Here is a 13,478-nt window from a genome sequence, read left to right as displayed (position 1 = left end):
CTCACCTCTTCCCCCTCTTCATGCCGAGCCGCATCGTCGCGACGATCTCCCGCTGCACCTCGCTCACCCCGCCCCCGAAGGTGTTGATCTGCGCCGCTCTGTTCATCCGCTCCAGCTCCCCGTCACCCAGAGCTCCGATGTCGAGCGAGCCGGGCGATCCGCCCCGGATCAGCCCCGCCTCCCCCGTGATTTCCTGGCACATTCGATACACCTCGACCGCGGATTCGGTTCCCGCGAACTTCACGCCGCTCGCATCGCCGGGCTGCAGCCGGCCCGCCCCCACATCCCCCACCAAACGCCAGTTGAGCAGGCGCGTTGCCGCCAGCCGGGCGTGCACTTCGGCCGCTCTGAATTGCACCCACGGCTCGTCAATCCGTCGCTCGCCCGTCACTGGATCGGGTGTACGCGCCCGCTCCAGCGCCGCCTCGTAGAAGTCCTCGGCCTGCATCCCGATCGCCGCCAGCGCCACCCGTTCATGGTTGAGCTGGTTGGTGATCAGCCCCCAGCCGCCGTTCTCCTCGCCGACCAGGTTCTCCGCGGGCACCCGTATCCCGTTGTAATACGTCGACGTCGTGGTGAGCCCGCCCACTGTCTCGACCGGCGTCCACGCGAACCCCGGCGCGTCGGTCGGCACCAGGATGATCGAAATGCCCTTGTGCTTGGGCGCCTGCGGATCCGTACGGCAGGCGAGCCAGATCCAGTCCGCGTTCTGGCCGTTGCTGGTGAAGATCTTCTGCCCGTCGACGACCCAGGAGTCGCCGTCAGCAGTACGTTCCCGTACGGCGCGCGTACGCAGCGAGGCGAGGTCCGTCCCGGCCTCCGGCTCGCTGTAGCCGATCGCGAAGACGAGCTCGCCGCCGAGGATGCGCGGCAGGAAGTACGACTTCTGCTCCGCGGTCCCGTACTTCATCAGGGTCGGGCCTACGGTGTTCAGCGTCACCATGGAGACGGGCGCACCCGCCCGGTACGCCTCGTCGAAGAAGACGAACTGCTCGTCGGGGCCCCGCCCCTGGCCTCCGTACTCCACGGGCCAGCCGAGGCCGAGCAGCCCGTCCGCGCCGATCCGTCGCAGCAGCCGGCGCTGCCCCGTCCCGTCGTCGGCGGGCGGCGGTCCTTCCGGCATCACGTCTCGGAAGTACGAACGCAGTTCGGCGCGCAGCTGCTGCTGCCGCTCCGTCGGGGCGAGGTGCACGGGGGCCGCCTCCCGGGGTACGGATCAGGAGTTTCTGACTGTCCGTCAGATGCGTATCCGCTGTCAAGGTCGGCGTCGGACGCGGGTGCCGCATGTAGGGGCACCCACAGCCGCAACAGACGGCGTCACCACGCACAACCGCCTGCGCGGCGGCACCGAAGTGCCGCCGCGCAGGCAGTCGTTCACCCCTTGGTCAAACCCCCCGTCGGGCCGGTCACCACCACAGAGGCGTGAAGTTCACCACCGTATTGGACTGGTCGATCGCAGTGAAGCCGGAGCCGTTCACACTGGCTGTGTTGTTCTGATTGGACGCGCCGGCACCGCTCGCCACCTGTTGAGTGGTGGTCGAATTGCCCCAGTTGTCGCCGCCTACGCCGCTGACGATCGAGGCCACCGTCGCGTTCGATCCGTCGTCCGCGAAGGCGCCATTGTCGGCCTGGGCAACACCCGAGAAGAGGGCGGCGGCGAGGGGCAGGGCGGCGACAGCGGCGATGGCGCGGGCGGTACGGATGCTTGCCATGTCATTTCCTCCATGAACCGGAACTGCAGAAGTACGGCTTTTTCCAAGGCAGTTGGCCGACCGCCCCGGATCGTGGTCACGACGTCGCGAGATCAGAGTTGCCCACCGAATCCACGACGAACCACGCCGGAGCACCCAATTCCCCCTCAAGCGTGAGGACATGTCGATAAACCCCCTTCGCACCCGCAGAGCCCCAGTTCACGCCGGTGCACACCACGCAGCCCGGCCAGGACAAGGGGTGAAGCGTTTCGGCATATGTTCGGCCGATTTTCCCCTCTTCCCTTCTTCGAACACGTGTACGAAAATAGAGCTATGGCCACCACCGACCGGCAGACCGCCACCCTGGCCCTCGCCCACGCTCTCTCCGCCGCCGAGCGGGGGCTCCCCGTCATCCCCCTGTCCCCCACCAAGCTCCCGGCGCTGCGCTCACCCCACCGGGGCGACCCCGAGCCGGTCCTGTGCCGCGGCGAATGCGGCCTGCCCGGCCATGGGGTCCACGACGCCACCACCGACCCGGCGGGCATCCGCGCCCTGTTCGCCGCCGCCCCCTGGGCCACCGGCTACGGCATCGCCTGCGGCCGGCCGCCGCACCATCTGATCGGCATCGACCTCGACACCAAGTCCTCGACCGACTCCGTGGCCGCGCTGCAGCACGTGGCCCTGCGCCATCTGTTCACGATCCCGGAGACGGTCACCGTCCTCACCCCGAGCGGCGGCCGCCATCTCTGGCTGACCGGCCCGCCCGACGTCGTCGTCCCGAACTCCGCAAGCCGGCTCGCCGCCGGCATCGACGTCCGCGGCGCCGGCGGCTATCTCGTCGGCCCCGGTTCGGTGAGCGCCCACGGCGCGTACCGTCTCGCACCCGGCACGGCCGAGCTGTCCCCCGCGCCATGCCCCCGCGCACTACTGCGCCTCATCACACCCCCCGCACGCCCCCACCACCCCACGCACGCCGCCTCCTCCCGTCCGCCCCAGGGTCAGGGCCTGGTCCAGTTCGTCCTCGCGGCCCACGAAGGCCAGCGCAACACCCGGCTGTTCTGGGCGGCTTGCCGCGCATACGAGAACGGCTTCGGCGACGACCTCGCGGACGCGCTCACCGAAGCGGCGATCCGCGCGGGCCTGACCGAACGCGAGGCCCGCGCAACGATCGCCTCGGCCGACCGGCTCACCTCGGGCCGGGGCCGCTGACGGGGGCGACGTCGCTTGAGAAGGAGGACGGCCCCGGCCGCACCTGCCCAGGCCCAGGCTCAGGCCCCGCCAGCGGCAGCGGCACATGCGGCAAGCCCACTACTGAGGGCTGCCCTCAGAGCGCAAACCCCGGGCCGGAATCGCCTTCTCCGTCGCGTTAGCACCTGTGAAGGGCTTGCCCACGGGGGGCGTCCGCAGACGGATGAAGGGTTGGCCTGATGAGCCAGAACTCTGGCGCGAAGAGCGACGACACACCGTTGCCGTTTCTGCCGCTGCCTCCCAACGCCAGAGGGCCGTTGGACCCCCCGCTCCCCGGCGCCGTAGACCTCCCTGGAGAACTGGGAAAAGCAGACCAAGGCCGCCGAAGGGTGGCTGGTCAGGATCGCCGAGAGCCTGCGCTCCTCGTCCCATGGGTACACAGGCACCGACCAGGGCGTCCAGCAGCAGTTCAGCGCGCTGCGGGGTATCAACTGATGCCTGACTTCTACCGCGAGCTGCTCGACACCGACTTTTCCGTACTGGACGATCTCGCCGACAAGTGGCGCGAGGCGCACACCAAAACGGAGAAACTGCCCAAGAGAATGATGGATGAGGTTCTCAAGCCCCTGCGGGACAAGGGGTATTGGGAAGGGGCCGCGGCTCCGTTCGCCTGGACGTTGATCGACGACATCGCACGCCAGCTGAAGGCCGCCAACAAGGTGGCCAAGGCCCTGTCAGAGGCACCGACCCGGACGGGTCGCTGGTGGTGGAGTACACCCTGAACAACACCACCAGCTCCGAGTCGGCGCTCCACTTCATCGGCTACTACGACTGGCTGAAGTACGCGGAGATCGCCGACGGTCCCGTGACGAGCGCCGTGAGTCAGACGGTGACCTGGACCGAGCGCATCCCCGGGAAGGGCAAGTGAGCGCCGTGAGCAGGGCCGGCAGGAGCAGGATCGTCCCCGCCGCACTCGCGCTGGCCGGCGTCGCCGTCGCTTCGTTGACCACGGGTGTTCCAGCGATGCCGCTCTGTGCGGACCGGCTCCGACGGGCGAGGTCAGTCAGGCCGATCTGTACGGGAGTTACGCAGGCCCGCACGGGGCCCGCCTCACCCTGACCAACGTCGGCGACATGTCGGTCACCTTCACCGTGAAGAACTGGCCCAGGGAGAACCAGCCGCGCATCCTGGAGAAGGGCGCTCCTTCGTTCAACGGTGGCGGCACCTGGGAGCTCCTGAACCCGCCCGGGGAGGACGGCGAGGTCGGGCTCGACTTCGAGAACCTCGACAACGACCCCTACGGGGCGACGGTCACCGAGCTGCTGGTCGGCAAGGAGGACGGGCGCATCGTGCTCTTCGCCAAGCTCGGCGACCCGGACGTGTGCCGGGTGTTCACGCTGACTTCTTGATCACCTCCAGCAGGCCCGGCCAAGGATCTAGCTCGTACCGGCGGGCGGGTCAGCGTAGACGCCCTGCAGCATGCCGGTGGCCTGCCCGACTTCGATGAGATAGCCGTCCGGGTCGCGCAAGTAGCACCGCAGCTCGGCCTTGCGGTCAATGGGTGGCGTGAGAAATTCGGCGCCCTTCGCACTCCACTCTCGGTGACATGCCTCGATGTCGGCGACGCGGAGGTTGAGGAAGCTGCTGACCGTGCTCGGGTCGCTGGGCGGGCGCAGGGTGACGTCTGGCTTGTCCGGGGTGGGACCGCCGCCCGGGTTCATGATGATCCATCCGCTGCCGAGCTTGATGGTGCAGGGGTTTTCCTCGAGCACCACCTCACCGCCGAGAACGTCGGTGTAGAAGGCGCGAGATCGGGCTACGTCGGCCACCGTCAGAAAGTGAGTGAGGAGGAGCCCGGAATCCGGGGCAGGAAAACCATCACGGTGCATGCAAGGCCTCCAGGCAAAACGGATGTTTCATTCCATAGTGGTGGATGGATGTCCGTGGGAAACGAATGAACACGGCCGGGAGGGGAGCCAGCCGTGCTGGCCGCCGGGCCGTGCGATGACCTGCTGTTTCGGGGTTCAGGAGGAGCCACTATTCCTGGCCGCAGGTTGGCCCACTGGTCAGAAGTGGGATACCACCGGGCCAGGGTGAGACAAGGTCATGCAGAAGGGGTGCCGCTCCGGAGAGCGGCACCCCTTCTGACCTGCAACGCTTCTGACCTGCGCGGTGGGTGTGGGATTTGAACCCACGGTGACATCGCTGCCACGACGGTTTTCAAGACCGTTCCCTTAGGCCGCTCGGGCAACCCACCCACGCCCCGGCCACCTGCGGCGGAGCGGGCTACAGACTACCGGGATCAGCTGTCGCCCGTGCGCTGGCCCAGGATGACCTCCGCCTTGTGCTCCTTGCCGTCGCGCTGGTAGGTCAGCGTCACCTTGTCGCCAGGCTTGTGGTTCCAGATCTCGCTGATCAAGGTCGGACCGCTGTCGACCGGCTTGCCGTTGAATTTGGTGATGACGTCGCCCGCCTTGAATCCGGCCTTCGCGGCCGGGCCGTCCGGGGTCACCGCCGGGGTGCCGCCCGTGCCCTCGGCGGCGATCTTGGCGCCCGAGTCCTTGCTCGACATGTCGACTGTCGCGCCAATCACCGGGTAGACCGGCTTGCCCGTCTTGATCAGCTGCTCGGCGACGTTCTTCGCCTGGTTGATCGGGATGGCGAAGCCGAGGCCGATCGAGCCCGCCTGGGACTGGCCGAGGCCGCCGCTGCCCGCCGACTGGATCGCGGAGTTGATGCCGATCACCGCACCGCGCGAATCGAGCAGCGGGCCGCCGGAGTTGCCCGGGTTGATCGAGGCGTCGGTCTGCAGGGCGCTCATGTACGAGTTCTTGCCGCTGGAGCCGTCGCCCGATGCGACCGGGCGGTTCTTGGCGCTGATGATGCCGGTGGTGACGGTGTTCGACAGGCCGAAGGGCGCACCGATCGCGATGGTCGAATCGCCGACGGCGACCTGCTCGGAGTTGCCGAGGGCCAGCGGGTTCAGCCCCGAGGGGGCGTCCTTCAGCTTCAGTACGGCGACGTCGTAGCCCTCGGCCCGGCCGACCACCTCGGCGTCGTACCTCTTGCCGTTGGAGAAGGTCGCCGACACTGTGCCGCTGTCGGCCGCGGAGGCCACCACGTGGTTGTTGGTGAGGATGTGGCCTTCCTTGTCGTAGACGAAGCCGGTGCCCGTGCCGCCCTCGGTGTCGCCATCGCCGCCGCCGACGCCGCCCCCCGCCTTCGCCTCGATGGTGACCACGCTCGGCAGAGCCTTGGCCGCGACTGCGGCGACCGTTCCCGGCTCACGCTTGAAGTCCTTCGGCGCGTCCGCCGCGGAGACGGTGGTCGAGCCGGCGGTGTCGTCGTTGCGCTCGGCCGCCCAGTAGCCGATGCCGCCGCCGACGCCACCCGCTACGAGCGCCGCGGCGAGCACTGCGGCGACCAGTCCGCCGGAGCGTTTGCGCGGGGGCTCGGAGACCTGGGCCGGCGCGCCCCAGGCCGGACCGCCGCCGCTGCCGCTGCCGCTGCCGCTGCCGCTGCCGTAGGAGGGGAGTGCGGGCGGGCGCGGCGGCCAGCCGGCTGCCGCGTGCTGCGCGCCTGTCGGCGCGCCCGCGGGGACGGGACCGGGCAGCGGCGCGGTGGCAGGGTCGGGATGGGGGGAGTGCCCGGGCTGCTCGGCCGCAGCCGCTGCCGGTTCGGTGTGGTGGTGGTACGTCCCGTCCGGCTGAGCTGCTTCGGGTGTTTGTGACCTCTCGGCTCCTGGAGCGGATGCCGACGTGCCTCCGGGAGCGGCGCCCGGCACAGGAGGTAGGGACGGGGCGGCCGGAACCGTAGTGCCCTCGTTCTCGGTGCTCACAGCTCTCTCCTCAGGTTCCACAGTTCCTCGTCAGCGCTCGCAGCTGTTCTGCCGTCAGCTTTTCCCACCACACGTCAGACCACTGTAAGCAGGACCTGTGTGTATCTCGGCAATCCTTTAGGTCCGACAAAACGGACGCATCTCCAAAGCCGCCGGACGGCCGCCGGACGGTCCTCGAACCGGCTTCCGGACCAGCCCTCTGCACGCGCCTACCCCGCCTCGGTGACACCATGACGCGGTGACCCAAGCACGGCAGCACAACATCCAGGTCGTCGCCCACCGAGGCGCCTCCGAAGACGCCCCCGAGCACACGCTGGCCGCGTACAAGAAGGCGATCGAGGACGGTGCCGACGCCCTCGAGTGCGATGTACGGCTCACCGCCGACGGGCATCTCGTGTGCGTCCACGACCGTCGCGTCAACCGCACCTCCAACGGCCGAGGTGCCGTCTCCGCCCTGGAACTCGCCGATCTCGCCGCCCTCGACTTCGGGTCGTGGAAGGACAGCGAGGAGAGCCCGGACTGGGGAGACCCGTCCTTCACCTCGGTACTCACGCTGGAACGGCTCCTGGAGCTTGTGGCCGATTCCGGCCGTCGCATCGAGCTGGCCATCGAGACCAAGCACCCCACCCGCTGGGCGGGCCAGGTGGAGGAGCGGCTGCTCCACCTCCTCGGGCGCTTCGGTCTGTCCGATCCGGCCACGCCGGACGACTCGCCCGTACGGATCATGAGCTTCTCTGCCCGGTCCCTGCAGCGGGTCTCGACGGCTTCGCCGAACATCCCCACCGTCTATCTGATGCAGTTCGTGACACCGCGGCTGCGAGACGGGCGGCTGCCGGCCGGCGCGCGGATCGCCGGTCCGGGCATGCGGATCGTCCGCAACCACCCCGGCTATATCGCCCGGCTGCACCGCGCGGGACATCGCGTGCACGTGTGGACCGTCAATGAACCCGAGGACGTAGAGCTCTGCGCCCGCCTCGGCGTCGAGGCGATCATCACCAATCGCCCGAAACAGGTGTTGTCCCAACTGGGCCGCCTTTAACGCCGATTACAGGGAGTGCACCGGCGCGTTCGGTCCGTATTGGATCGTTACGAGTGCGTCACTGGCCTGCGCTTGGCCGGTTTCCGGTCCAGTCCATTGGGGCATTCACACCGTGGCGTGGGGCAAAGGAGGTCTCGGGGGTGGCGTTTGTGGTGGCACAGGAGGTGCCCACGTCGTCGAGCATGGCCGTACCCCATGGCCCTGCGGGCGTGGGCGAGGCGAGACACCGAATGCGTGAGCAATTGCGCCACAACGGGGTGTCCGAATCGGTCGTCGACGATGCAGTACTGATCCTTTCCGAACTGCTCAGCAATGCCTGTCGGCACGGCAGGCCGCTGGGGCACGCGGAGGTGGGCGACGGCGACGTCCGCGCCGCCTGGCGCGTCGACAGGGCAGGCCGGCTCACCGTCGAGGTGACAGACGGAGGCGGACCTACCCGACCGGTTCCAGCCACACCATCGGTCACCGCGCGGGGCGGCCGCGGGCTCAACATCATCAGCGCGCTCGCCCAGGACTGGGGCGTCCGCGACAGCGCGGCCGGTGAGGTCACGGTGTGGGTGATCGTCACAGAAGGGCATCGCCGCGAGGATTTCGCTACGCGCGTCGCAGGTCCCGGGTTCGACTTCGGGGAGTCGTACGACGACCTCGACTGAGTTCGACAGGACTCGAAGGAGCCCGGCGGACGGAGTTCGACTGAGCCCGACGGACCCGGCGGAGTCCGACTGAGCCCGGCGGATTCGACGGACCCGGCGGACCCGGCGGACTTCGACCGACCCGGCGGAGTCCGACTGAGCCCGACACCGAGAGCCCCGCCGACAGCCGGACTGCGGGCCCTGCCGACAGCCCGACCGACCGTCCGCCCGTCACTCGACCGAGCTGTCCCGGGCTCGGCTCCGACCCGATGTAGGGCCCGGCAAAGCTGTACTGAACCCTGCCGACGGCTAGGCTCGCGCCCGACGACACAGCACACAGCACCGCCGTAATCGGGAGAAAGCCACACCATGGCCAAGAAGCGACCCCAGACCAAGGCCGGGAAGCCGCAGCTCAGGGACGGAGAGATCCCCGTGGTCGGGGCCCGCGAGCCCTGCCCCTGCGGATCGGGCCGCCGCTACAAGGCCTGTCACGGCCGGGCCGCCGCGCACGCCGTGACCGAGCTGGTCCACCGCCCGTTCGAGGGACTTCCCGGCGAGTGCGACTGGGTGGCCCTGCGCGAGCTGGTGCCCGCCGCGACCGCGACGCTCACCCTCAAGGGCGGGCTGCCCGAGGACGTGCCGTCCGTGACCCTCGCGACCGTACTGCCGATGGCCTGGCCCGCCCTGCGCCGTGACGACGGCTCCGTCCTGCTCGGCCTGCAGAACGACACCTCGTCCGGCGACCTCAGCCGCGATCTGGCCGACACCCTGCAGCGCGCGCTGATCGCCGAACCCGGCACCCCGGTCGCCGCCCAGAGGGTGCCCGCCGACGGTGTGCGGCTGCAGGAGCTGCTCGACCGGGACGCCGCCTTCGAGCCGACCGTCCACTCCGGCTTCGAGTTCTGGGTCCCGGCCTCCTCGGAAAGCGCCAGCTCGCCCGAGGTGTCCGCATCGTTGGAGCGCGCGAACGCCGCGGCGATCCCAACCGTGAAGCTCTCCTCCGTCGACGCCGCGTACTGGTGCGAGACCCCTGAGAAGAACCACCTCCGCTGGGTCATGCCGCACCCCGAGGAAGACCTCCTGGACGCGCTTGCCCGACTGCACGCCGCCGGTGCCTCCTCGATCGGCGAGGGGACCAGGCTGGTCGGCTCCTTCCGTGCGCACGGGCTGATGGTCCCGGTCTGGGACCTGCCGAACTCGATGGGCGCCGAGGAGTGCGAGAAGCCGGCCGCCGAGCTCGTCGAGCGGCTCGCGAAGGCTCTCGCGACCGATATGCCACTGACCGCGGAGGAGCGCCGGGCGCGCGGCGGGCTCACCAACCGCCAAGTCACCTTGAGCTGAGAGTGACGGTTTCTGTCGACCGATAGGTGACTCCAGTCACAACTCGCCCTATGGGCAGGTAAATCCCTGTCCGAATACCCGAGATCGAATTTGCTAACTGCCGATCTCTTGTTACCGTTCTAGAAGCCCGGTCGCTGGTGCATCCCCCGTCGCCAGCGACCGGGCGCTTCCATTTCTACGGAATGGGTCGTTCCGTCAACGGCCAGCAGGGGACGCGGAGTTGCTCCCGGACCGAAGCAGCAGCGGCCCCTCCCCGATCTCGTCGGCAGTTGCGAACTCCGCCACCGCCGAATACTCCGCGGCAGCCCCGCCAGAGGCCTCACGGGGCGTTTCGCAGGCGCCTGGTTCGTCCCCCGACTCGACCGCGCAGTTGATCTGCAGAGTGCGCCCGCCGGGTCCCATCAGAGTGAGCAGAGAAGTCAATTCCTCGCCCGTGGCATTGCGGTAGTACGTACGTGCCCAGGTGTCGCGCCCCTCGGTAAGCACGCAGGTCTGTGCTTCGACCCCGTCGGGAGAGGCGAGTTCCGGCCCACATCGCGCGGATGTGTGCGGGGCAGTGGCCTCTCTCACGCCGCCGACGGGGTTTGCGCCGAGCCCGGGCGGCAGACCCGGCTCTTGCTCCGACTTCGCCTCGTCCGCGGGAGCGGGAGCAGGAGCGGGAGCGGGGTCGGCCCCGGGAACAGGCGCGGGAATGGCCTCCGGCCCCGGCCGGGGGCCTCCCCCAGAGCCTTCGGCCCGGGAAGTACCCCCAAACGGTCCTGCGGAGGCGGCGAGCGGCAGCAGCCCGGTGAAGACCACAGCTGCGGCGAGCCCGATCATGCGGAGATTCATGGGCCCACCTGCCGACTGCGCGGGAATTCTTACGGTGGCCCGAAGATATCGACCCCGTGCGGCCGTCAGTGGAGCCCCGCGCCCAAGGCGCGCACAACTCGGGCCGGCTCCTACCCGTACGAGTGACAGAGCCGGCCCGGATCGAGCGAGGGTTCAAGGGCCCGTGATACCGCGGGCCCGGTGCGCACGTTCAGTACGCGAGGCGGCTGCCGCCGTCCGGTGCGCTGGTGCTCGCCTCGACCAGCGCGTCCACCACCGCCTCCACATCCGGCAGCCAGGGAGCCGCCGATCCCGGCAGCGGCGCGCGCTCCCAGCGCACCTGGCCCGTCCCCGTCTCGGAGGGCGGCAACACCAGATAGCCGCCCTCGCCGTGGAAGCGCAGCGAACTCGGCACGCAGTCCTTGACGAAGAGCAGTTCGCCGAGCTCCTCAAGGGTGTACGGAGCCACCAGGATCGACCAGCGCGTGGGCGTCGCGACCACAGGGCCGAGCCGCATGCCCATCCGGTCGAGCGCCGACAGCGCACGCGCGCCGGCCACCGCGGGCAGGCTCAACGCGCACGGCGCGCGGCCTCCGGTGGCCAGCATGATCGGAGCGGTGGGCCGATTGGTCCACCACCAGCGCACCATTCGCTCGTCGGTCGTCGCCGCCAGGATTCCGGGGTCGAAGGGGTGTGCGCCGGGTACGACGCACTCGGGGTCGGGGCAGGCGCAGCCGCGCCCGCCGTCACCGCGACTTCCGGCCGCCTTCGGTCCCACACCGGGGAGTACCGGCCATTGCCACTCGACGGCGCAGGTGAGCGCCGCTTCCAGCTGTACAGGCCCCCTCTTGCGCCGGAACCGGAGCCTGCGTCGCCTTCCGAGGATCTCGCGCATGAGCGCTCGTTCCTTTCCGTTGAACGCCGAGGTCCACATCACACCATGTGTGCAGCTCTTCACTGTGCGTACAAGTGGGCGTATCATCGCCTCTTGCCGGTGGCATGGGCGACCCCCCGCTTCGCCTGCGACAGGATCGCCGCCCGGGGGCCGAACGTGGGCTGTAGTCCATTAAACGCATGGCGAGGGGTGGCGCGCGCCTGGCGCTTGCTGTCCCGCTGAACTTTTCCCCGCCACTCGGGGATGGGGCGCGGCCTCCGGCTGTTAAGACGCCCGGGCCCGCCGCCAGGTTCCGGGGCGGTCCCAACTGCCCCTGGCCATCACCGTTTACGTACCCATCACGCTTGGAATGACGCCCTACTGACCGCCCTCAGTCGACCTCAATCAACCGCCATAGGGTGCATTTTTCAGCCAAGTTAACAGTCTCGTAGACACCACCAATCCCACTGGGACAATGCTGGACATCCCCTTACGTGTGCGTGTACATGTGGATGCATGGATAGCCGCGCAGAATGACATGGGGGTTTGCGATGCTATTGAGCGAAACGCACCAGTCGGAAAGCCGACTGCCATGAGCGCCCCTCACCTGCCGAAAGTGGCTGGAATCGATTCAGCTGTTCCAGCACCCGCGCACACTTCCTCGCCCCTGCCCGCCCTTCCTGCCTCAGCGGCCCCTCCCGGCGCGGTGATTCAGGACCGGCTGGCCGGCTGGGTCTCCGATCTGACCACCCTCCACGAACTCACAGAGCGCCTGGCCAGAACCGCTTCGCTCGACGCCGCCCTCCATGAACTCCTGCGCGCGGGAGCCGCCCTGGTCGGTGCCCGCCGCGGCATGGTCGTCCTCGAACCCGCGCCGGGCTCCTCGCGCGCCGACTGTTTCGAGCCCGACCACGGCCCCGCCCTCACCAAGGGCCTCGGGCTCACCCATGCCGAACTTGGCCATATCGAGACGGTGCCGCGCGGCGCGACCGCGTACGGCAGGATTCTGGACGGTCGGCTCCCCGACGGGCGGCCCGGTCCGGGCGGCCCCCCGGAGGCCGTCGCGCATCCCGACCTGCTCGCAGAAACCCTCGACCCTCGCCACCGCGACGTCGTCGTCCGCCTCGGCTATGCCGCCAGCTACACCCAGCCGCTCGCCTCCGATGCGGCAGGCACACTCGGCGCCGCCGTCTGGATGTACGACGAGCCCGCCGCGCCGGTGGAGCGCCAGTGCCATCTCGTCGGGCTCTATATGCGCTACGCCACCGAGCATCTGGCCCGGCTCCTCGAGCTGGAACACGCCCGCGCCACGGTGGCGACCGTCGCCGAGGAGCTGCTGCCGAGCCGGCTGCCCCGGGTACCGGGCGTCCAGCTTGCAGTCAGGCACCGCACAGGACCGCACGGCGGCGGCGACTGGTACGACGCGCTGCCGCTGCCGGAAGGCGCGCTGGGGCTGGCCGTTGGCTCGGTCAGCGGCTCCGGGCCGAGCGCGCTGGCCGCCATGGGGCGCCTGCGGGCATCCCTGCGGGCGTACGCCGTGATGGAGGGCGAGGACCCCGTCGCCGTACTGTCCGATCTGGAGCTGCTGCTGCGGCTGACCGAGCCGGCCAGGACCGCCACCGCGCTGTTCGCGTACGCCGAGCCGGCCAGCAGGAAGATCGTGCTGGCCGGGGCGGGGCACACACCGCCGCTGGTGGTCGGCGAGCGGCGCACCGAGTTCGTCGAGACGTCCCTGTCGGCCCCCTTGGGGATGCTCGCCTGCTGGGAGGCGCCGAGCGTGGAGCTGTCGCCCGAGCCAGGAGAAACGGTGCTGCTGTACACGGACGGGCTGCTGCGGCGTACCGGAGATCCCATGGACCGGGCCTTCGCGCGGCTGCACGCGGCAGCGGCAAGTGTGCCGAAGGCGGTACGCCACGACCCGGCGGCGATCGCCGACCAGGTGCTGCGCACGGTCCTTCCGGAAGGCCTGGACGAGGCCGGCAGCGTTGAGGACGTGGTGCTGCTCGCCGCTCGTTTCGACTGACGTCCCACACGTTTTCCACAGGGCACCGGGCGGTCTTCCCGT

At 69.5% G+C, this 13,478-nt stretch carries 14 protein-coding genes and 1 tRNA gene; 8 read left to right on the top strand and 7 right to left on the bottom strand.

Annotated features, from left to right (window positions below; genetic code table 11):
- Position 1: 1 nt before the first annotated feature.
- Both ACFYWY_RS05710 and ACFYWY_RS05705 read right to left on the bottom strand, forming a co-directional pair.
- Positions 2-1,192, bottom strand: coding sequence for an acyl-CoA dehydrogenase family protein (locus ACFYWY_RS05710; RefSeq protein WP_389180193.1), 1,191 nt, complete (start codon positions 1,190-1,192; stop codon positions 2-4).
- A gap of 214 nt (positions 1,193-1,406) precedes the next feature.
- On the bottom strand, positions 1,407-1,712 hold the full coding sequence (locus ACFYWY_RS05705) for a hypothetical protein (protein WP_389180190.1): 306 nt from the start codon (positions 1,710-1,712) through the stop codon (positions 1,407-1,409).
- 312 nt (positions 1,713-2,024) lie between these two features.
- Between ACFYWY_RS05705 and ACFYWY_RS05700 the strand changes: the two genes are divergently transcribed.
- From ACFYWY_RS05700 to ACFYWY_RS05685, 4 genes are all read left to right on the top strand, one after another.
- Positions 2,025-2,900: a bifunctional DNA primase/polymerase gene (locus ACFYWY_RS05700; RefSeq protein WP_389180187.1), complete on the top strand. Its 876-nt coding sequence runs from the start codon at positions 2,025-2,027 to the stop codon at positions 2,898-2,900.
- Positions 2,901-3,373: 473 nt separating this feature from the next.
- The gene (locus ACFYWY_RS05695; RefSeq protein WP_389180184.1) at positions 3,374-3,661 is read left to right on the top strand and encodes a hypothetical protein; all 288 of its coding nucleotides are present in this window, start codon (positions 3,374-3,376) and stop codon (positions 3,659-3,661) included.
- Positions 3,646-3,807, top strand: coding sequence for a hypothetical protein (locus ACFYWY_RS05690; protein ID WP_389180181.1), 162 nt, complete (start codon positions 3,646-3,648; stop codon positions 3,805-3,807). Before ACFYWY_RS05695 ends, ACFYWY_RS05690 begins: the two co-directional genes overlap by 16 nt.
- A 205-nt stretch (positions 3,808-4,012) precedes the next feature.
- Positions 4,013-4,288, top strand: coding sequence for a hypothetical protein (locus ACFYWY_RS05685; RefSeq protein ID WP_389180178.1), 276 nt, complete (start codon positions 4,013-4,015; stop codon positions 4,286-4,288).
- Positions 4,289-4,315: 27 nt separating this feature from the next.
- On the opposite strand, the gene ACFYWY_RS05680 is transcribed toward ACFYWY_RS05685, so the two are convergent.
- The 3 genes from ACFYWY_RS05680 to ACFYWY_RS05670 form a co-directional block, all read right to left on the bottom strand.
- Positions 4,316-4,768, bottom strand: a complete 453-nt coding sequence (locus tag ACFYWY_RS05680; protein WP_389180175.1) for a VOC family protein — start codon at positions 4,766-4,768, stop codon at positions 4,316-4,318.
- Positions 4,769-5,049: 281 nt separating this feature from the next.
- Positions 5,050-5,136: transfer RNA gene (locus ACFYWY_RS05675), tRNA-Ser, on the bottom strand.
- A gap of 45 nt (positions 5,137-5,181) precedes the next feature.
- Positions 5,182-6,717 carry a trypsin-like peptidase domain-containing protein gene (locus ACFYWY_RS05670; RefSeq protein ID WP_389180172.1) on the bottom strand — a complete coding sequence of 512 codons (1,536 nt, stop codon included), beginning with the start codon at positions 6,715-6,717 and terminating at the stop codon, positions 5,182-5,184.
- A 238-nt stretch (positions 6,718-6,955) separates the two neighbouring features.
- Here ACFYWY_RS05670 and ACFYWY_RS05665 point away from each other — a divergent pair, with 238 nt between their 5' ends.
- From ACFYWY_RS05665 to ACFYWY_RS05655, 3 genes are all read left to right on the top strand, one after another.
- Positions 6,956-7,756, top strand: a complete 801-nt coding sequence (locus ACFYWY_RS05665; RefSeq protein ID WP_389180169.1) for a glycerophosphodiester phosphodiesterase — start codon at positions 6,956-6,958, stop codon at positions 7,754-7,756.
- A 53-nt stretch (positions 7,757-7,809) separates the two neighbouring features.
- Positions 7,810-8,409 carry an ATP-binding protein gene (locus ACFYWY_RS05660; RefSeq protein ID WP_389180167.1) on the top strand — a complete coding sequence of 200 codons (600 nt, stop codon included), beginning with the start codon at positions 7,810-7,812 and terminating at the stop codon, positions 8,407-8,409.
- Between the two features lie 348 nt (positions 8,410-8,757).
- Positions 8,758-9,729, top strand: coding sequence for a DUF5926 family protein (locus tag ACFYWY_RS05655; protein ID WP_389180164.1), 972 nt, complete (start codon positions 8,758-8,760; stop codon positions 9,727-9,729).
- A 195-nt stretch (positions 9,730-9,924) separates the two neighbouring features.
- Here ACFYWY_RS05655 and ACFYWY_RS05650 read toward each other — a convergent pair whose 3' ends face one another.
- Both ACFYWY_RS05650 and ACFYWY_RS05645 read right to left on the bottom strand, forming a co-directional pair.
- Complete coding sequence (locus ACFYWY_RS05650; protein ID WP_389180162.1) at positions 9,925-10,560, bottom strand: hypothetical protein; 636 nt, start codon at positions 10,558-10,560, stop codon at positions 9,925-9,927.
- Positions 10,561-10,750: 190 nt separating this feature from the next.
- Positions 10,751-11,434, bottom strand: coding sequence for a bifunctional DNA primase/polymerase (locus tag ACFYWY_RS05645; protein ID WP_389180159.1), 684 nt, complete (start codon positions 11,432-11,434; stop codon positions 10,751-10,753).
- Positions 11,435-11,888: 454 nt separating this feature from the next.
- Here ACFYWY_RS05645 and ACFYWY_RS05640 point away from each other — a divergent pair, with 454 nt between their 5' ends.
- Positions 11,889-13,436 (top strand): PP2C family protein-serine/threonine phosphatase, encoded by a 1,548-nt coding sequence (locus ACFYWY_RS05640; RefSeq protein ID WP_389180157.1) that lies wholly within the window; start codon positions 11,889-11,891, stop codon positions 13,434-13,436.
- Positions 13,437-13,478 lie beyond the last annotated feature (42 nt).

The organism is Streptomyces sp. NPDC002870, assembly GCF_042888505.1.
Classification (GTDB): domain Bacteria; phylum Actinomycetota; class Actinomycetes; order Streptomycetales; family Streptomycetaceae; genus Streptomyces.
Note: the sequence above shows the minus strand (reverse complement) of the source record. Positions and strands in the feature narration are given on the sequence as shown.

Excerpts from the sequence above, each read along its gene's own strand:
- ACFYWY_RS05655 (WP_389180164.1), top strand. The coding sequence starts at position 8,758 with ATGGCCAAGAAGCGACCCCAGACCAAGGCCGGGAAGCCGCAGCTCAGG.
- ACFYWY_RS05685 (WP_389180178.1), top strand. The coding sequence starts at position 4,013 with ATGTCGGTCACCTTCACCGTGAAGAACTGGCCCAGGGAGAACCAGCCG.
- ACFYWY_RS05680 (WP_389180175.1), bottom strand. The coding sequence starts at position 4,768 with ATGCACCGTGATGGTTTTCCTGCCCCGGATTCCGGGCTCCTCCTCACT.
- ACFYWY_RS05650 (WP_389180162.1), bottom strand. The coding sequence starts at position 10,560 with ATGAATCTCCGCATGATCGGGCTCGCCGCAGCTGTGGTCTTCACCGGG.
- ACFYWY_RS05640 (WP_389180157.1), top strand. The coding sequence starts at position 11,889 with ATGCTGGACATCCCCTTACGTGTGCGTGTACATGTGGATGCATGGATA.
- ACFYWY_RS05700 (WP_389180187.1), top strand. The coding sequence starts at position 2,025 with ATGGCCACCACCGACCGGCAGACCGCCACCCTGGCCCTCGCCCACGCT.
- ACFYWY_RS05695 (WP_389180184.1), top strand. The coding sequence starts at position 3,374 with ATGCCTGACTTCTACCGCGAGCTGCTCGACACCGACTTTTCCGTACTG.
- ACFYWY_RS05705 (WP_389180190.1), bottom strand. The coding sequence starts at position 1,712 with ATGGCAAGCATCCGTACCGCCCGCGCCATCGCCGCTGTCGCCGCCCTG.
- ACFYWY_RS05645 (WP_389180159.1), bottom strand. The coding sequence starts at position 11,434 with ATGCGCGAGATCCTCGGAAGGCGACGCAGGCTCCGGTTCCGGCGCAAG.